Raw genomic sequence first — 17,887 nt, 5'->3', positions numbered from 1 at the left:
ATGGGTACCGCGATGCTGTGGCTGCTGCCCGCCCTCCCGCTCGCAGGCGCGATCGTCCTGCTCCTGTTCGGCCACCGCACCGACCGATGGGGCCCCTATCTGGGGACCGCGGCCGCAGTGGCCTCGTTCGTCGTCGCCCTTGTGGCGTTCTTCGGCATGCTCGCCCGCCCCGATGCCGACCGCGCCGTGCACAAGGAACTGTTCAACTGGGTGCCCGTCGGTGATCTCCAAGTCGGATTCAGCTTGCAGCTGGACCAGCTCTCGATCTGCTTCGCGCTGCTCATCACCGGTGTCGGGTCGCTGATCCACCTCTACTCGCTGGGCTACATGAGCCACGACCCCGCCAAGCGCCGGTTCTTCGGCTATCTCAACCTGTTCCTGGCCGCCATGCTGGTGCTGGTACTCGCCGACAACTTCCTCGTGCTGTATCTGGGCTGGGAAGGTGTGGGCCTTGCGTCCTATCTGCTGATCGGGTTCTGGTACGAAAAGCCTTCGGCCGCAACGGCAGCCAAGAAGGCGTTCGTGGTGAACCGGGTCGGCGACATGGGCCTGGCCATCGCCATGATGGTCATGTTCGCGACGTTCGGTTCCTTCGACTTCCGGACCGTGTTCGCGGCGAGCCCCGGCGCGAGCGAAGGCACCCTCACCGCGATCGGACTGCTGCTGTTGCTGGCCGCCTGCGGTAAATCCGCGCAGGTGCCGCTGCAGTCGTGGCTCGGTGACGCGATGGAAGGCCCCACCCCGGTGTCGGCACTCATCCACGCCGCCACCATGGTCACCGCGGGCGTGTACCTGATCGCCCGCTCCAACCCGATCTACGATCTCGCCCCGAACGCTCGCACCGCGGTGCTCGCCGTCGGTGCGGTGACGTTGCTGTTCGGCGCCATCATCGGCTGCGCCAAGGACGACATCAAGAAGGCACTCGCCGCCTCGACGATGAGCCAGATCGGGTACATGATTCTGGCCGTCGGCCTCGGCCCCGCCGGCTACGCGTTCGCGATCATGCACCTGCTCACCCACGGCTTCTTCAAGGCCGGACTGTTCCTCGGTGCCGGTTCGGTGATGCACGCGATGAACGACGAAACCGATATGCGCCGATACGGCGGCCTGCGCACGCTGATGCCGATCACGTTCGTCACCTTCGGCCTCGGCTATCTCGCCATCATCGGAGTGCCACCGTTCTCCGGGTTCTTCTCCAAGGACAAGATCATCGAGGCGGCCTTCGATCACGGCGGGTACACCGGGATCCTGCTCGGCGTGGTCACGCTCCTCGGTGCCGCACTCACCGCCTTCTACATGACCAGGGTCATGCTGATGACGTTCTTCGGCGAGCGCCGCTGGAAGCCCGACACCCATCCGCACGAGTCACCCACGGTGATGACCGGGCCGATGATCCTGCTCGCGTTCGGATCTGTCTTCGCGGGCGGACTGTTCGTGTGGGGTTCGTCGCTGGTGAACTGGCTCGAACCCGTCGTCGGCTCTCATCACGCGGAACCGGTGATCCCCGCGGCGGTGGTGACCGGGCTGGCACTGACGGCTGTCGCGATCGGCGTGGCCATCGCCTACCGCAAGTACGCCGAAGATCCCATTCCCGAGGTCGCGCCGGACCCGGTCGGCATGCTGACCGGAGCCGCGCGGAGCGACCTCTACGGCGACAAGATCAACGAAACCGTGTTCGAGCGCCCCGGTCGCCATCTCACGAGGGCGCTGGTGTTCCTCGACGCGAAGGGCGTCGACGGGATCGTCAACGGGACCGCCGCCACGATAGGTGGGCTGTCGGCGCGAATCCGCAAGGTGCAGACCGGTTTCGTGCGCTCCTATGCCCTGTCCATGTTCACCGGCGCGGCCCTGGTGGCCGCTGCCCTGCTGGCGGTGAGGTTCTGGTGAACTCGTTTCCCTGGCTGACGACACTCTGGCTCGCCCCCGTGATCGGGGCGGGTGTGGTGCTCGTCGTGCCCGCCGCCTGCCGCACTGTGGCGCGCGGTATCGCGTTCGCGGTGTCGATCGGTGTGCTCGCGCTCGCCGTCGTTCTGACGGTCCGGTTCCAACCCGGTGGTGAGCAGTACCAGTTCGTCGAATCCCACGAATGGATCCCGGCATTCGGTGTCGGCTACACCCTGGGCCTGGACGGCATCGCCACCGCATTGGTCCTGCTGACGGCGGTGCTGGTGCCCCTGCTGATCCTGGCGGGCTGGAACGACGACACCGCCTCCGGCGACGGCCGCAAGACCACCCACATCTACATGGCGTTGATGCTGCTGGTCGAGGCGATGGTGCTGATCTCGTTCCTCGCCCTCGACATCCTGCTGTTCTACGTGTTCTTCGAGGCGATGCTGATCCCGATGTACTTCCTCATCGGCGGTTTCGGCACCCGCACCACCGACGCCGCGATCCGCGCCCAACGTTCACGCGCCGCGGTGAAGTTTCTGCTCTACAACCTGTTCGGTGGGCTGATCATGCTCGCCGCGGTGATCGGGCTGTACGTGCTGACCGCCACGGCAGGCCTCGGTGAGGGATCCGCGGGCACCTTCGATCTGCGTGTCGTGGTCGCCGCGGCCAACAATGGCGAACTCGGGGGCAGCACCGCGGTGCTCAACGCGCTCTTCCTTGGTTTCCTGTTCGCCTTCGCCGTGAAAGCGCCACTGTGGCCGCTGCATACGTGGCTGCCCGACGCGGCGGTCTCGGCCACCCCGTCCAGCGCGGTGCTCATGATGGCGGTCGTCGACAAGGTCGGCACCTTCGGCATGCTGCGCTACTGCGTGCTGTTGTTCCCGCTGGCCTCGGACACTTTCGCGCCCTTGGTGATCACCCTGGCCGTGATCGGCATCGTCTACGGCGCGCTGCTCGCGATCGGCCAAACCGATGTGATGCGCCTGATCGCCTACACCTCGATCTCGCACTTCGGATTCATCATCCTCGGCATCTTCGCCATGACCAGCCAGTCCCAATCCGGGGCGACGCTGTACATGGTCAACCACGGATTGTCCACGGCCGCACTGTTTCTCATCGCCGGGTTCCTCGTCTCCCGGCGTGGAACCAGGATGATCGCCGAGTACGGCGGCGTGCAGAAGGTCGCGCCGGTACTGGCGGGCACGTTCCTCATCGCCGGCCTGGCCACTCTCTCACTGCCGGGTCTGGCGCCGTTCATCAGCGAATTCCTGGTCCTGGTCGGCACATTCCCGAAGTATCAGGTGGCGGCGGTGATCGCGACAGGTGCTCTGGTGCTGGCCGCGATCTACGTGCTGTGGCTGTATCAGCGGTTGATGACCGGCCCGCTGAAGCAGGGCAACGAGCACCTGCGTGATCTGGTGCCGCGCGAGCTGGCCGTGGTGGTGCCGCTGCTGGTCGCCTTGCTGGTGCTCGGGTTCTACCCGAAACCGATCCTGGATCTGGTGGATCCCGCGGTGGGACACACCCTGTCGACGATCGGTAAGCACGATCCCGCTCCGACGGTCCGCGCTCCCGAAGCAGGTGCGGCCACCCCGCCCGCGGGCGGCCACAAATGAGGACGGACTCCGTGACCATCACCGAGCTCGCGGCCATCGCGCCCGCACCGAGCATCGAATACCACCTGCTCGCCCCGATGCTGATCGTGTTCGCGGTCGGTGTGGTCGGTGTGCTCGTCGAAGCGTTCGTGCCACGGCCCTACCGGTATCTGACGCAGTTGGTGCTCGGGTTGGCCGGTGTTGTCGGCGCGTTGGTGGCCGTGGTGCTGCTCGCGGGATCCGAGGGCACGGCGGTGGTGGGTGCGGTGGCCATCGACGGGGTCACGTTGTTCCTGCAGGGCACGATCCTGCTGGTCGCGCTGCTGGGTCTGCTCTTGATCGCCGAGCGCGGCGCGGTGCCGCGGGCTCGCAGCGGGCCGGGCACGTGGAACCGGGCGGCGGCCGCGTTGGATCGAGGGGTCGACGCGTTCACTCCGCAGGCTTCCGCGGTGCCCGGCAGCGCGCACGAACTCGCGGCGGTGCGTTCCGGTGTCTCGACCACCGAGGTGTTCCCGCTGACGATGATCGCGGTCGGTGGTCTGCTGCTGTTTCCCGCGTCGAACGATCTGCTGACGATGTTCGTCGCGCTCGAAGTGCTGTCGCTGCCGCTGTATCTGCTGTGCGGGCTGGCTCGCCGCAGGCGGTTGCTCTCGCAGGAAGCGGCGATGAAGTACTTCCTGCTCGGTGCGTTCTCCTCCGCGTTCTTCCTCTACGGCGTCGCGATGCTCTACGGGCAGACCGGCACGGTGTCACTGCCGGGAATCGGCGCGGCACTGGACAAGCAGTCCGAGAACGCGACACTGGCCCTGCTCGGGATCGGGATGCTCGCTGTCGGTCTGCTGTTCAAGATCGGTGCCGTCCCGTTCCAGGCCTGGGTGCCCGACGTGTACCAGGGCGCGCCGACACCGATCACCGCCTTCATGGCCGCCGCCACCAAGATCGCCGCTGTCGGTGCGACCATGCGGGTGCTGATGGTGGGAGTGAATGCGCTGAGCTCGGATTGGCGACCGGTCATCGCCGCGGTCGCGGTAGCGACGATGGTCGTCGGTGCCATCATGGCGATCACCCAGACCGATGTGAAGCGCATGCTGGCCTACTCCTCGATCGCCCACGCCGGGTTCCTGCTCGTCGGTATTGTCGCCGCCGACACCGCCGGTGTCGCGGCCGTGCTGTTCTACCTGCTGGCCTACGGCCTCGGCACCGTCGGCGCGTTCGCGGTGGTCAGTCTGGTCCGCGACGCGTCCGGTGACGAAGCGACCGCGCTGTCGCAGTGGGCAGGCCTCGGACGCCGATCCCCGTGGCTCGCTTCGGCATTCGCGCTGTTACTGCTGTCGTTCGCCGGTCTGCCACTCACCAGTGGGTTCGTCAGCAAGTTCGCCGTCTTCGCGGCCGCTTCCGGTGGCGGCTACACCGCACTGGTCATCATCGGCGTCCTCTGCAGCGCTATCGCCGCCTTCTTCTACGTCCGCGTCATCGTCTTGATGTTCTTCACCGACCCCCCGGCCGACGCACCCACCGTGACCGCCCCTTTCGCCACCACCCTGGTCGTGGCCTTCAGCGCGGGCGCCACGGTCCTGCTCGGCATCTTCCCCCAGCCGGTTCTCGATCTCGCCGACCGCTCCGCCCTGTTCATCCGCTGATGCCGTCTACTCCCCTGCCCGACCCCCGCCCACCGACCAGTCACGAACGCCATGTCGGCCAACCGTGGAACGCGTCCTATCTCGACGGCCCAGCACCGTGGGACATCGGCGCCCCGCAACCGGCTGTCGTCCGTCTGGCGGAGGTGGGCGGATTTTCCGGACCTGTCCTCGACGTAGGTTGCGGCACCGGCGACAACGCACTGTTCATCGCCGCCCGTGGCCTGCCCGTGTTCGGCGTCGATGTGGCCGAAACGGCGCTGGCCATCGCCCGGCAAGCAGCCGATGACCGCGACGTCGACGTCGATTTCGCCATGGCCGACGCCCTGCACCTGCAACGCCTGTACCGCCGCTTCGAAACAATCCTCGATTGCGGCCTCTTCCACACCTTCGACGAGGTCGAACGCATCGAATACGTTGCGAGCCTGGCCTCGGTCGCCGACGACGGCGCCACCCTGTATGTGTTGTGCTTCAGCGACATCGGAGCCGACACGGGCACCCATCCGGTCAGCAAGAAGGCCCTAACCAGCCCCTTCGCAGACAATCCCGCATGGCAGATCACGACCATCGCCCCGGAACATCTCCGAACTCGTTTCCACGATTCCACCCCCGCCTGGCTCGCGACCATTGTGCGCAGGTAGATCCTCCGGGCCTTGACCTGAAGAGAAGTTGAGCTTCTAGCGTCCGTTCCCCAGCGCCCCTCCGCACCACAACCGCACTACTCACCGACCTCGATCCGCTACCGCCGCAGCGCCTGAGTTCGGTAGCGTGGCCGGGTGCTTCGATCCTGGATACAAACCGCGATGGTAGGACTGTCGATCGGCATCGTCGTGGTCGTTTCCGGGTGTGGGCAGGTGATTTCCGGGAAGGCCGAGCCCGTGGCGCCGAGCCCGGACCTCTGCGACGCGGTCGTGATGTTCGTGCTCGACGTGTCGTTGTCGATGGAGGCAACCGACGTCGCACCGAATCGCCTCGCTGTCGCCAAGCAAGCGATGAAGGAATACGCGCAGGGGCTGGCACCGGGCACACACCTCGGTCTGGCCACTTTCGCGGGCACCGCATCGGTGCAGACGACTCCGACAACCAATCGCACCGCGTTCACCACGGCCCTCGACAGCGTGCGACTCGCCGAGCGCACGGCAACCGGCGAAGGCATATTCACCGGGCTGACGGCAATCGACTCCGTCGACAGGGTCGCGCCCATTACAGGACCTCGCCGGATCATCCTGATCTCGGACGGCAAACAAACCATCCCCCTAGACCTCGACGAGCCCCGCGGCGCGTACAGCGCTGCCCGCGAGGCGAACACCGTGCACACCCCCGTCTCCGCGATCTCCCTCGGCACCGCAGACGGAGTTGTCGAGATCCCGGACCACACCGGCCGCGCACGAGTCCGGGTTCCCGCCGACCCGGACTCCCTGCGGGAGATCGCCCGCCTTTCCGGCGGCACCTTCCACACCGCGGCGACGCTGCCCCAACTCACCTCCGCTCTCACCGACCTGAGCTGCCGCACCTGACACCTCGAGGACCGAGGCGATCACCTCGATACACCACGCAGGTGGACCTGACCCCGGGCTACCGCGGGAACCCGGCAGAAGGTGGTATGTATGAAGACCCGCAGCACACCATCCCGGGCATGATCACGAGAGAGGTCGGGTACGAGATGGCTTCGAGGAACCATCTCAATTTCTCGCCGACAGCTTCGCGGCGAGGCTTCCTGTTCGGCGCGGTGGGCACGCTCGCGCTGGGCGCCACGGGGTTCGCGCAGGCCGACACCACCCCCTTCCCACCCGCACCGTTGCCATTGCCTCCGCTACCGCCGCCCTCCTACACCCCGCTCAACTATCATTCGCCGCCGCTTGAGCCGTTCGTCGACGCGCTGCCGATTCCCGAAATCCGGCCCGCCGCAGGGGAACTGGTCTCGATGTCGGGCATGCACCGATACCACCGCGACCTGCCCGAAACCCGCACGTGGGGCTATTCGCAGCCGGTACTGGGTCCGATCTTGGAAGGACACCGGGACCGACCGGCGCACATCACCTTCCGCAACGACCTCGGTAGCCACGTGCTCGGCCCACACGTCGACGTCACGATGCACGCCACCACCGAACTCGACCGCACCGACCCGCGCTCGACGGTGCATCTGCACGGAGGTGTCAACGCCCCGGACTCCGATGGGCACCCGATGATCTCGTGGCGCAACGGCGGTAGCCAGCGCAACGTCTACAGCAACCGGCAGGAAGCCGCCACGCTGTGGTATCACGACCACGCGATGGGCATCACCCGGCTCAATGTCCAGGCCGGCTTGGCTGGGCTGTACTACCTGCGCGACGAGTACGACACCGGGGCCGCAGACAACCCGCTGGGATTGCCGACCGGTGAGTTCGAGATCCCGCTGATCGTGCAGGACCGCACCTTCAACCCCGACGGCAGCCTGCAGCCGATGGTCGGTACGTATATCCAGCAGGGCTACAACCAGTCCGGTCAGTTCGGGGACGTGGCCTGTGTCAACGGGGTGGCGTGGCCGAACTTCGATGTGCGCCGCACCCTTTACCGCTTCCGGCTGCTGAACGGATCCAATTCGCGCACCTACGGCTTCGGGCTGAGCAACGGGATGCCGTTCTGGGTGATCGGTAATGACCTCGGACTGCTCGACACCCCCGTGCCGACTGCGCTGGTTCGGTTGGGTCCGGGCGAACGCGCCGACCTCCTCATTGATTTCAGCGACCTACGCGACGGTGAGCAGTTCGAGTTGATCAACACCGAACTCAACGACTTCGGCAACACCGTGTTCATGGTCCCGGAATTGCGGCCCATCATGCGATTCACGGTGGGCGGCGAGGGCCCGCCCGCTCGGGTGCCCGCCGTGTTGCGCGGCGGACCCGGCCTGCCCGATCCACTTCCGCCACTGGGTGATCCAATCCGCACACGCACGATGACGCTGATGGGTTTGAACGACTCCGACCGCGTGGCCGCGACCTTCCCGACGATGATGGCGATCAACAATCTGCCGTTCCTCACCGACGACATCGAAGTGGCGGAGGCGGGAACTGTCGAGCGTTGGGACATCGTCAATGTGACCCCGTTCGACCACCCCGTTCACGTGCACCTGGCCCGGCAGCGGATCGGCTCCCGTCAAATGATCCTCAGCTCGGCCTACTGGGCGACGAACCCGCCGCCCGCCCAGCTCGGCGTGCGCTGGAACCCGCCCGCCGACAGGTTCGCCTTCGGCCCCGACCTACCGCCCGCACCGTGGGAGGCAGGCTGGAAGGACACCGTGCATTGCCCGGCCGACACCGTCACCCGCGTGTACGTGTACTGGCCCTCGGTCGACGAACTCGGTTTCGACCCGGATCAGCTGCTGCGGATCCCGGCCGGTGCGGAGGCGGTGGCGCCACATGCCGCCATGGGCCACGGCGCAGCTGATGCGCAGCCCGAGATCCGCGGCTATGTCTGGCACTGTCACAACCTCGACCACGAGGACCACGACATGATGCAACAGATCCGCGTCTCCGGCTAGACGGGGTGCAGGTAAGAATCGTGTCACCTGGTACCTGAATCCGTAGTAGAAGTCGCCCGGTGGTGTGACTGGATGCGCTGCTATCGGAGTCGAGCGTGTCAGAGGCTGCAGCGGGCGTCGGTGGGCGGGGTTTCGAGCTCGAGGAGATACGCGTTGACCACGTCGTCGACGCACTCGCTACCGCCGAGGAGGTAGGCGCCGTGCTGCTTGCCGTCGACGGTGAGCAGGCTTGCCCCGAGGGCTTGCGCCATCGCGATGCCGCCCTCGTGTGGCGTCGCCGGATCACCGGTGGTCGACACGACCAGTGTCTCGGGGAGGCCTTCGGCATCGGCGAGCCAGGGCTCGTCACGCGTGGGCGGTGCGGGCCACGCCTCGCACTCGCTGTGGTAATTCCCCGCCGTGAACACGTCGAGGTCGAACATCGGTGCGACGTGCCCGATCTCGCGTGCGAGCGCTGTGTGTTCAGCGGGCGTCAGGCGGGGCCAGTCCATGCAACGCACGGCGATGCTGGTGTCGAGGTCCGGGAAGCCGTCGAGCAAGGCGAGCACTTCGTCGGCGCGCCCGGCTCCGAGCGCTGTCAGGGCGGAGATGACTTCTGGCCATTTCGCCTCCGAGTACAGGCCACCGCTGATGCCGAGGTAGACGTCCCAGACGCTGGCGGCGCGGCCGCCGGCCGTCGGCGCCGGCGTCTCGATGAGCGGCCGCACGATCTCGTGCAGGCGATCGTTCGTGGCCGCGGGATCGGTGCCGAGTACGCAGTCGGGCGATTCGGCGCAGAGCGCGGCGAGGTCGTCGAACCGGGCCTGCAGGCCTTTGAATTGGGACAGGCGGAATTGGCTCGCCGTCAGGTCGGGCGCGACGGCTCCGTCGAGGACGACCGCGCGGACCTTCTCGGGGTAGGTCGTGGTGTACATGGCGCCGAGCTCGGAGCCGTAGCTGTAGCCGAGGTAGGTCAGCTGGTCGTCACCGAGCACCGCTCGCATGATGTCCATATCGCGCACAACGTTTTTCGACCCGGCGTTCACCAGGTTCGCGACCCCACCGGAGCCGTCGGCGCAGCGCTGTGCGAGCTCAACTGCCTGTTCGGCGCTCGTGATGTCGTACACGGCGCCGAATCGCGGCCCGTCGCCGGCGTCGGATTCCTCGTCGGTGTAGCAGTCGAGGGCAGGAGTCGACGATCCGGTCCCGCGAGGGTCGAAGCCGACGATGTCGAAGCGCTCGTGGACGGGGCTCGCCTGCCACAGCGGCACGGTCGACGCGACGAGGCTGGTACCGGAGCCTCCCGGGCCTCCCGGGTCGATCAGCAACGAGCCCTCGGCCTCGCCCGTGGCGGGCAGGCGCAGGAGCGCGACCTTCACCTTCGCGCCCTCTGGCTCGTCGTAGTCGCGCGGCACCGCCACCGAGGCGCATTCGAGCGCGGGGTTCGCGAACAGCTCGGCGTCCGCCGCGCTCGTCGCGGTGCCCTCGCACCCGCCCCAGTCGAGCTCTTGCCCGAGGTAGGCGCCGAGGTCCGCATCAGCGCCGGAACCCGGTGCAGGAGAAGCGGACGTACAGCCGGCGAGTAGGAGCGTGGCGGCCGCAGCGAGCCCGGTCGTGAGGCGCCGGGATCGATTCGGGAGTCGAAGACGTGATCGCATGCGTTTCCTTTTGTCGAGCCGCGGGTCATGGTCCTGTCCGGGGTGTGGGACAGGAAGGAACATCGCGACGAGATCTTCTAGCATGACCATGCTAAACAAAAAATAGCATGCGCATGCTAGAAGCACTAAGGTGAGGTTCGTGCCCAAGAGAGTTGACCCGGATATCCGCCGGGAACAGGTCGCCGACGCCGTGATCGACGAGATCGCCGAGCACGGACTCCGCTCGGTGACCCTCGCCCGGATCGCCGCACGCACCGGCTTGGCCATCGGGAGCATCCGGTACTACTTCGGCGACACCGTCCGCGAGGTCATGCGTTTCACCTTGGGCGTCCTCATGCAGCGCGCCGTGCGCCGCGCCACGACGATGTCCGACGACCCGACCACACGGATCGCGGACGTCATCGCCTTCGCCGCGCCCACCAGCGAGCAGGAGTGCAAGGAGAACATCGCCCTGGTCGAGTACCGCGTCATGGCGCGCACGGACCCCGAGCTCGCGGCAGACATCGCTGCGACCTCCCTCGCGGGCGCGGAGGTGATCCGCTCGCTGCTGCGTGATGCGCTGGCCGACCGTGCTGTCGACGAGGAGGCGCTGCACCGCGAGGCGCTCCTGTTGTTCACCCTGATCGAGGGCTTCTCGTTCAGTTCGGCGCTATTCTCCGCCCCGTTGCGCGAGAAGGACATCCGTGCCGTCGTGACGGCGACCATGCACCGTCTGCGCGGCGCCTATCCGCCTTCCGAACAAGCCCCCGAGGACTGCCGAGGACAAGATCGGCCAGCGCGCTGAACCCTCGCCGCTGCTGATGTGGCCGATATGACGATTTCACGGAGATCTGCAGCGACCAACTCGCGTCGACGTATCCAGCCCGACCGCACCGGCACCCACCAGCCACTGACCCGGCCGCCGAAAACCGACCCGCGGCATATCGACACAGACCTGCGCACCGGCACGAAACCTGGTCGCAGCTAGGATCCGCAAGCGCACTCAAGCGCCCGACTCACCGACCCTGATCCAATACCGCCGTGCCGGACCGAGTTCGGTGTCCTGAATGCTTTCGAGGACACCACCATGGTGCTCTATCGTCTTCACCGACCCGAGATTCGGCGGCACATACGGCCAACACGCGACTCATACCAGCCGATCCGGCCTCGACGATGATCTCCCCCAATGCCCAGGTAGCCACCCCGCGTCGGCGTGCGGAGGGCCGGATCCCGTAACCGACGTGGCCGACCCGCTGCACGAAGTCACTTGTCCCGTGCCGCAACGCGATCGCGCCGAGAACCCGATCACCCTCGACTATCCAGCGATACGAGCACCGCCCGTCGCCACCCTCCACCGACGCGGCAGTGAGCCGCGCAACCCAGCTCTCGAACCCCGCCACCGAGTCGACGTCATCACTCGGCAGCAAGCCGAAGCCGTCCTCATGAGCACCGGGACCCCACTCCGAATGCGCCTCGACCCATGCGCTGTACAGATCGGCAGAGGGCGTGATCAACACGGGCACACTCGGACCGTACCTCGAATCGGCTCGAGGAATGTTGGTGGAGTTGTGGCTGCGGACGGCATCGACGAGGTCATCGGAAACCTGTCGGTTTCGGCATCTACTGTCACGCGTGTGCTCGTCCTCTGTTCGATGCTTGTCGCACCGCTGGTCTGCTGGTCACTCGTCGCGGAAACCGTCCGGGGGCGAATCGTCGGGATCATGGTTCTAGCCGCTATAGGGGCGGCCCAAGTCGCGCTGGGCGCAGGCCGGCTGGGGCACGATTTCCAGCTCACCGGGATCGCGGTGCTGGCTGTGCTGGTCATGGTCGTGCTGATGACTGCGCCGATCATCGAAGCAGGAACGACAGATGATGTTGCCCCACAGGGAATTACGAAGGCACGCATAGCTGTCGGATGGCTCCTCAGTGGCGGATACTGCGTTCTGAGCGGGGGCCTACTCGCCGTCGGCACTCTCCTCGTTCTCGCGATGGGGCGATGGGCGTGGGTACCACCTGTGGACGCCATCGGGTCGCTACCGGAGAGCCTCGTCCTCAGCGAGACCATCGACGCAGGGTGTGCCGCCCGATCATCGAACAACAGTTGCGACCGGGAATTCATCATCGAGGGGAGAGGCGATCAATCACCCGAAGAGATCGCCGCCCAGGTCCGGCTTCACCTCGAAGACACCGCCGCCTGGACATTCACTCCAGGAACCCCGACAAGGGGCGCCTCGGCTTCGTGGAACGGCACCTGCCGAATGGAGGGCTGGCTGTTGGACCGTCACGACTCGTGCCTGCGGGTGGCGCTTCGCGACGACGCCCGAATCTCTGTGTATCTGAGCTACAAGGACGACTGGTGACAGGCCTCTCGACAGCCGGGGCTGCGGCCCCGAGAGTTCCTGTCTTGTCAGGTCCGTTTTCCCGCGCCCATGCTGCCCACGATCAGATCGGTCAGCGCCGAGACCGCTTCCACGGCTGACGTCGCGCCCAGGTTCAGTTCCGCGGCCAGTGTTTCGGCCGCGCCGAGTACGCCGACGCAGCGCAGCCGGAGCGCCGCGGTGGTGAGGGACGAGAACGGTTGCAAGGTGGCGGCCATCCAGTCTCGGTAGCTGTCGAGCATGTCGTGCTGGATCGCCTGGACCTCCGGATTTCCTTTCAGCGCGGCGGAAATCGCGTCGAACTCGGGCATGTCGGTGGCGCAGGCGAAGTAGGCGGCACTCATCACCCGGGCGATCTCGTCGACGGTGGGGGTGGCGTCGCGGACGGCTTGTTCCGAGGCCAGGCGGTGGCGTTCGTCGAGTTGCCGGTACAGCGCGAGCAGTAGTTCGGGGCGGGTGCCGAAGTGGTCGTAGACGATCGGCCTGCTCACGCCCGCGGCCTCGGCGAGGGTGGCCAAGGTCAGGCCATCAGTGCCTTGCTCACGGACCAGCGTCAACGCGGTGTCGAGCAGTTGCTCGCGTCTGGCGGGCTTCGCCAGTCTGCCCGATCGTGTCGTCATCGTCCTCCCTTGCGCCATTCCCTCAGTTTAGCTACAAAGAGTAAGTTACAACTTGTAGCTTAGATGCCGGAGAGGAATTCACCATGGAGCAATCGGTATTGATCATGGGCGGGTCGGGACAGGCGGGGTCGGACACCGCCGCGCTGTTGCGCCGGTGGTATCCGACCCTGCCGTTGACCATCGCGGGCCGCGATCTCGGTCGCGCGCAACGGGTCGCCGACGAACTCGGCACCGCGACAGCGGTAACGATCGATCTGTCCCGCCGCGATCTCGGTCTCGCCGAGACCACCTTCTCGGCGGTGGTCGCGACGCTATGGGACGACCGGCTCAACGGCCTGCACTACGCCCAGGACCGCGGACTGCCCTACCTCAGCATCTCCAGCGGCCTCCTCGACATCGGCCCGGAGATCGTCGCGGGCGCGCAAAGGTCGAGTGCGGCACCGGTTCTGGTCGCCAGCCACTTGATGGCGGGAATCGCCGTGCTCGCCGCACTGGATTCCGCGCGCGAATTCGACCGAGTCGACACGGTCCGCGTCGGCGTCGCGCTCGATGACACCGACACCGGCGGACCCGCGGGAATCGCCGACCTGGAGCGCTGGTCGGCGGTCACGTCGGCGGGTCTGGTGCGGCGCGACGGCGTCTTCACCTGGCTCGCCGAAGCCGACGCGCAAGCCGACGTACCCACCCTCGACGGCACCACGCTGCCCGGTCAGAGCATCCCGGTTCTCGATGTGCCGAGCCTGGCGCTGGCGACCGGCGCACCGAACGTCCGAGTCGACTTCGCGGTCGGTGAGACCCTGAGCAGACGTCGCGGCGAACCCGCCTCCGTCGAGATCCGGATCGATCTCGACGGAACCGACCGGACCGGCGAAGCGCATGCCAGGACACAGCATCTCGTCCATCGGGAAGGGCAGCGACCGCTGACTGCCCTCGGCATAGCGCTCGGCGTCGAGCGGCTGCTCGGCCTGCGCGGCGAAAAGCCCGCCCCGGGCATCCACACCCCCGAGGCATTGCTCGACCCCGCCTACGCGGTCGAGCGGCTGAACGAGATCGGTGCCGCGTGGCATCGAGTCAGCAGTGGCCCCCGGCCGTGACCCGGGGGCCACTGAGCCCCTACCGCAACGAACGGAAGAACTCGCGCACATCCTCGATCAGCAGGTCGGGCGCTTCCATCGCGGCGAAGTGACCGCCGCGGTCATATTCGGTCCAGCGAACGAGGTTGTTCTGTTTCTCGGCGATGCCGCGAATCGTGGTGTCGCCGGGGAAGACCGCGACCGCGGTCGGCACTCCGGAGCTGGGCAGGTCGGCGCCCCACTGCTGGGATTCCTTGTACAGGCGCATCGAGGAGCCTGCGGTGCCGGTGAACCACAGGATCGCTGTTTCGGCGAGCATGGCGTCGCGGTCGAGGGAGTCCTCGGGCAGCGCGGCGGCGGGGTCTTTGTAGGTGTTGACGACATCGACGATCCAGGCGAGCAGACCCGCAGGCGAATCGGTGAGCGCGTGGGCCAGGGTGTGGGGGCGGGTGCTGTGCACGCCCGCGTAGGCGGAGGTCTCGTTGCTGCTCCAATCCTGGAGTGCGGCAAGCTTTTCCTGATCCTGCTCGGTGTATCCCGCGCCGTCGTCGTTCCAGGCGGGGATGGTGATCGCGGCGTTGAGGTGCACGCCCGCGACGCGCTCGGTGTCGACGCGGCCCAGCTGTGGCGCGATGAACGAGCCCGCGTCGCTGCCCTGCGCGCCGTAGCGTTCATAGCCGAGTTCACTCATCAGCCGAGCGATCAGTTCCGCGGATCGCTCGGTCGCGGCCTGGCCGGGCTGGTGGGTGGGTCCGGAGAGGCCGAAACCGGGCAGGGTCGGGATGATGACGTCGAAGGCGTCGCGCGGGTCGCCGCCGTGCGCGCGCGGGTCGGTCAGCGGTCCGATCGTCGCACCGAAGTCGGTGAACGGCCAGCCGTGGACGAGAACCAGCGGCAGCGCGTCCGGTTCGGGTGAGCGGACGTGGGTGAAGTGCAGGCGCTGTCCGTCGATCTCGGTGACGAACTGCGGGTGGGCGTTGCGTGCGGCTTCGGCGGCACGCCAATCGAACCCGGTTCGCCAGTACTCGGCGAGGTCGCGCAGGTAGGCGGTGGGCAGGCCGTAGGTCCAGCCGGTACCGGGCAGGTCCTCGGCCCAGCGGGTGCGGGCTAGCCGCTCGTGCAGGTCGTCGAGGTCGGACTGCGGGATGTCGATCCGGAAAGTGTCGATGTCGCTCATACCGACAACGCTAGGGACCACTTAGGTCAGAATCGTTCCTAAGTACACGGCATGATGAAGAGATGTCCGAAACATCCGCCCGGCTGCTCCGCTTGCTGTCGCTGTTGCAGACCCATCGCGCGTGGTCCGGTGCCGAACTCGCGACCAGGCTCGATGTCACCGCGCGCACCGTGCGCCGCGATGTGGAGCGACTGCGCGGCCTCGGCTATCCGGTGCACGCGTTGCAGGGCAGCGCGGGCTATCGGTTGGGGGCAGGTGCGTCGATGCCACCGCTGCTGCTCGACGACGAGGAAGCCGTGGCTGTCGCCGTCGGCTTGCGCACCACCTCGGGCGGCACCGTCACCGGCATCGAGGACGCGTCGTTGCGCGCGCTCGCCAAGCTGGAACAGGTGCTGCCGTCTCGGCTGCGGCATCGGCTGACAACATTGCAGCAATCGATGGTGCGGGTCGCCGCTGAAGCCCCGCGGGTGGCGCCCGAGACGTTGCTGACGATCGCGGAAGCCTGCCGGCGCCACGAGCGTCTGCGGTTCGACTACACCGACCACGCCGGTCACACGTCGCGCCGCGATGTCGAACCCGATTCGTTGGTCAATGTGAGCAGACACTGGTACATGGTCGGTTGGGATGTCGACCGGGCGGATTGGCGGTCGTTCCGCATCGACCGGCTCCAGCCGCGTGTCCCGACGGGCCCACGATTCATCCCGCGCCCGGTGCCCGACGGCGACGCGGCGACCTATCTGTCACGCAGGCTGTCGGTCGCGTCGTGGCCGTGCCGCACCGTTGTCACCCTGCACGGGTCGGCTACCGAGCTGGCCGATCGTGTCTGGCCGGGAATGGGTGTCCTCGAAGCGGTCGACGACATCAGCTGCCTACTGCACCTGGGTGCCGACACCCCGGCCTCGCTGGCCTGGATGATCACCGCTCTGGACATCGAATTCACCGTCACCGACCCGCCGGAGCTCGTCACGGCGCTGCGGACGGTGAGCGAGCGCTGCCGTGACGCGATCGTCAATGCACCCGATGCCGATTTGCATCCTGTGCCACCAGGGCACTGACGGTCAACCAGATGCTTACTCACAGAGCGCGTGAGTGAGCATCCCACCGAGATCGACCGAGGACGATTCGCCGGTGTGGACGATGGTGACCGCGCGGCCGGATCGGGTGGCGCCCGCGACGGTGGAGAAGCCGTGGACGCCGCCGATGTGGCCGACGTACTGGGCACCGCAGGGCAGTTGGGTGTATCCGATGCCGAGCCCGTAGGACATGCCATCACCGTTGCCCATGTCGATGCCGTCGAGCATCTGCCGGAGCTGTGGCTCGGGCACGACCTGACCGGCCAGCAGCGCGAGGAAGAACCGATTCACATCGGCACCGGTGCTGACCAGGGCGCCGGATGTCCACGGCACCGACGGCTCCATCCGTGTCGTGTCGGTGACGGTCCCTTCGACCGTGGTGTATCCGGTCGGATGGGGGTGGCGCAGACCGGTTTCGCCGGTGGCAGGCAGGTAGGTGTTCGACAGGCCGAGCGGAGTCAGGATCCGGTCGCGCAGCTCGTCGGTGTAGCGATGTCCGGTCACCGTCTCGATCAGCACGCCCGCGACGATGTAATTGATGTTGGTGTACTCGAATCGGCTGCCGGGCGCGAACTTCGCGGGGTGCGCCAGCGCCAATGCGATCTCCTCGGCCGGGGTGAAGGTGCGGCCGTTCTTCGCCGCTTCGTGTTCGTCGAGTTCGGGGGATCGGGCCGGTTCGGGCAGGCCACTGCGGTGGCTCAGGATCTGCCGGACGGTGATCGTGCGACCGTCCACACCGTCCCCGGTGAGCAGTCCGGGCAGATACGTGTCGATGGATCGGTCGAGGTCGACGCGGTGTTCGGCCACCAGTTGCAGCACGATCGCGGCGGTGAAGGACTTGGTGATGCTGCCGACCCGCACATGCTGGGCGACGTCGGTAGCGATCGGAGTCGCTTCGGCCGCATCGCTCAGACCGGAGCCGACGACGGTGCTCGCGCCGTTCTCGGTGAGCGTGGCAATGGCACCGACGGCGCCCGAACCGACCATCGCGTCGAGGTCGCCGCGCACGCTGTCCACGCGGGTTACAGCGACAGGCTCGGCCTCGCTCGTCGTGCAGGCAGACAGGATCAGAGCGGCGATGAGGATCGGCATGGTGAAGGTTCGGCTACGCATGATCGAACGGTAGGAAGCCCAGGCCCGCACACACATTGGACTGCGGTACTACCACCGCATAGGACTGCGGTAGCGGGGGGGGGGGGGGGGGGGCCCCCCCCCCCCCCACAAACCCTAAAATAGGGGGCCACCCCCGCCCCCCGAAACTTATCGTTTTAAAAAAAGAAGAAGCCCCGCGAAAGATAGGTGTTTATA

The 17,887-nt window shown here is 66.9% G+C and carries 15 protein-coding genes; 10 read left to right on the top strand and 5 right to left on the bottom strand.

Annotated features, from left to right (window positions below):
- From nuoL to ACFWPX_RS00050, 6 genes are all read left to right on the top strand, one after another.
- Entirely contained in the window at window positions 1-1,887 is a 1,887-nt protein-coding gene (gene nuoL / locus ACFWPX_RS00075) for an NADH-quinone oxidoreductase subunit L (protein WP_378924466.1), read from the top strand.
- Entirely contained in the window at window positions 1,884-3,506 is a 1,623-nt protein-coding gene (locus ACFWPX_RS00070) for an NADH-quinone oxidoreductase subunit M (RefSeq protein ID WP_378924464.1), read from the top strand. The genes nuoL and ACFWPX_RS00070 overlap by 4 nt, the downstream gene beginning before the upstream one ends.
- Window positions 3,503-5,125, top strand: coding sequence for an NADH-quinone oxidoreductase subunit NuoN (nuoN, locus tag ACFWPX_RS00065; RefSeq protein ID WP_378913703.1), 1,623 nt, complete (start codon window positions 3,503-3,505; stop codon window positions 5,123-5,125). The genes ACFWPX_RS00070 and nuoN overlap by 4 nt, the downstream gene beginning before the upstream one ends.
- Complete coding sequence (locus tag ACFWPX_RS00060; protein WP_378924462.1) at window positions 5,125-5,763, top strand: class I SAM-dependent methyltransferase; 639 nt, start codon at window positions 5,125-5,127, stop codon at window positions 5,761-5,763. Before nuoN ends, ACFWPX_RS00060 begins: the two co-directional genes overlap by 1 nt.
- Window positions 5,764-5,925: 162 nt before the next feature.
- Window positions 5,926-6,639 carry a VWA domain-containing protein gene (locus tag ACFWPX_RS00055; RefSeq protein WP_378924460.1) on the top strand — a complete coding sequence of 238 codons (714 nt, stop codon included), beginning with the start codon at window positions 5,926-5,928 and terminating at the stop codon, window positions 6,637-6,639.
- A 119-nt stretch (window positions 6,640-6,758) separates the two neighbouring features.
- Window positions 6,759-8,642 carry a multicopper oxidase family protein gene (locus ACFWPX_RS00050; RefSeq protein WP_378924458.1) on the top strand — a complete coding sequence of 628 codons (1,884 nt, stop codon included), beginning with the start codon at window positions 6,759-6,761 and terminating at the stop codon, window positions 8,640-8,642.
- A 98-nt stretch (window positions 8,643-8,740) separates the two neighbouring features.
- Here the strand turns inward: ACFWPX_RS00050 and ACFWPX_RS00045 are convergent, their stop codons facing one another.
- Window positions 8,741-10,279, bottom strand: coding sequence for an alpha/beta hydrolase (locus ACFWPX_RS00045; RefSeq protein WP_378924456.1), 1,539 nt, complete (start codon window positions 10,277-10,279; stop codon window positions 8,741-8,743).
- A gap of 139 nt (window positions 10,280-10,418) precedes the next feature.
- On the opposite strand from ACFWPX_RS00045, the gene ACFWPX_RS00040 reads away from it, so the two are divergent.
- Window positions 10,419-11,063, top strand: coding sequence for a TetR/AcrR family transcriptional regulator (locus ACFWPX_RS00040; protein ID WP_378924454.1), 645 nt, complete (start codon window positions 10,419-10,421; stop codon window positions 11,061-11,063).
- 211 nt (window positions 11,064-11,274) lie between these two features.
- On the opposite strand, the gene ACFWPX_RS00035 is transcribed toward ACFWPX_RS00040, so the two are convergent.
- Window positions 11,275-11,613, bottom strand: a complete 339-nt coding sequence (locus ACFWPX_RS00035; protein WP_378926061.1) for a GNAT family N-acetyltransferase — start codon at window positions 11,611-11,613, stop codon at window positions 11,275-11,277.
- A gap of 213 nt (window positions 11,614-11,826) precedes the next feature.
- Between ACFWPX_RS00035 and ACFWPX_RS00030 the strand changes: the two genes are divergently transcribed.
- Entirely contained in the window at window positions 11,827-12,618 is a 792-nt protein-coding gene (locus ACFWPX_RS00030; RefSeq protein ID WP_378924452.1) for a hypothetical protein, read from the top strand.
- A 47-nt stretch (window positions 12,619-12,665) separates the two neighbouring features.
- Here the strand turns inward: ACFWPX_RS00030 and ACFWPX_RS00025 are convergent, their stop codons facing one another.
- Window positions 12,666-13,256, bottom strand: a complete 591-nt coding sequence (locus ACFWPX_RS00025; RefSeq protein WP_378924451.1) for a TetR/AcrR family transcriptional regulator — start codon at window positions 13,254-13,256, stop codon at window positions 12,666-12,668.
- Between the two features lie 83 nt (window positions 13,257-13,339).
- On the opposite strand from ACFWPX_RS00025, the gene ACFWPX_RS00020 reads away from it, so the two are divergent.
- The gene (locus ACFWPX_RS00020; RefSeq protein ID WP_378924449.1) at window positions 13,340-14,350 is read left to right on the top strand and encodes a saccharopine dehydrogenase; all 1,011 of its coding nucleotides are present in this window, start codon (window positions 13,340-13,342) and stop codon (window positions 14,348-14,350) included.
- Between the two features lie 19 nt (window positions 14,351-14,369).
- Here the strand turns inward: ACFWPX_RS00020 and ACFWPX_RS00015 are convergent, their stop codons facing one another.
- A complete protein-coding gene (locus tag ACFWPX_RS00015; RefSeq protein WP_378924447.1) occupies window positions 14,370-15,506 on the bottom strand; it encodes an epoxide hydrolase family protein in 1,137 nt (378 codons plus the stop codon).
- Window positions 15,507-15,568: 62 nt separating this feature from the next.
- Here ACFWPX_RS00015 and ACFWPX_RS00010 point away from each other — a divergent pair, with 62 nt between their 5' ends.
- On the top strand, window positions 15,569-16,561 hold the full coding sequence (locus tag ACFWPX_RS00010; protein WP_378913714.1) for a helix-turn-helix transcriptional regulator: 993 nt from the start codon (window positions 15,569-15,571) through the stop codon (window positions 16,559-16,561).
- Window positions 16,562-16,576: 15 nt separating this feature from the next.
- Here ACFWPX_RS00010 and ACFWPX_RS00005 read toward each other — a convergent pair whose 3' ends face one another.
- Window positions 16,577-17,692: a serine hydrolase domain-containing protein gene (locus ACFWPX_RS00005; RefSeq protein ID WP_378924445.1), complete on the bottom strand. Its 1,116-nt coding sequence runs from the start codon at window positions 17,690-17,692 to the stop codon at window positions 16,577-16,579.
- Window positions 17,693-17,887: the final 195 nt, after the last annotated feature.

Source organism: Nocardia sp. NPDC058518 (assembly GCF_042719655.1).
Lineage (GTDB): Bacteria > Actinomycetota > Actinomycetes > Mycobacteriales > Mycobacteriaceae > Nocardia.
This window is presented reverse-complemented; position numbering and strand designations above follow the sequence as displayed.

Coding starts and splice junctions, on each gene's coding strand:
- nuoL (WP_378924466.1), top strand. CDS start 1: ATGGGTACCGCGATGCTGTGGCTGCTGCCCGCCCTCCCGCTCGCAGGC.
- nuoN (WP_378913703.1), top strand. CDS start 3,503: ATGAGGACGGACTCCGTGACCATCACCGAGCTCGCGGCCATCGCGCCC.
- ACFWPX_RS00060 (WP_378924462.1), top strand. CDS start 5,125: ATGCCGTCTACTCCCCTGCCCGACCCCCGCCCACCGACCAGTCACGAA.
- ACFWPX_RS00055 (WP_378924460.1), top strand. CDS start 5,926: ATGGTAGGACTGTCGATCGGCATCGTCGTGGTCGTTTCCGGGTGTGGG.
- ACFWPX_RS00050 (WP_378924458.1), top strand. CDS start 6,759: ATGATCACGAGAGAGGTCGGGTACGAGATGGCTTCGAGGAACCATCTC.
- ACFWPX_RS00045 (WP_378924456.1), bottom strand. CDS start 10,279: ATGCGATCACGTCTTCGACTCCCGAATCGATCCCGGCGCCTCACGACC.
- ACFWPX_RS00025 (WP_378924451.1), bottom strand. CDS start 13,256: ATGACGACACGATCGGGCAGACTGGCGAAGCCCGCCAGACGCGAGCAA.
- ACFWPX_RS00020 (WP_378924449.1), top strand. CDS start 13,340: ATGGAGCAATCGGTATTGATCATGGGCGGGTCGGGACAGGCGGGGTCG.
- ACFWPX_RS00015 (WP_378924447.1), bottom strand. CDS start 15,506: ATGAGCGACATCGACACTTTCCGGATCGACATCCCGCAGTCCGACCTC.
- ACFWPX_RS00010 (WP_378913714.1), top strand. CDS start 15,569: ATGTCCGAAACATCCGCCCGGCTGCTCCGCTTGCTGTCGCTGTTGCAG.
- ACFWPX_RS00005 (WP_378924445.1), bottom strand. CDS start 17,692: ATGCGTAGCCGAACCTTCACCATGCCGATCCTCATCGCCGCTCTGATC.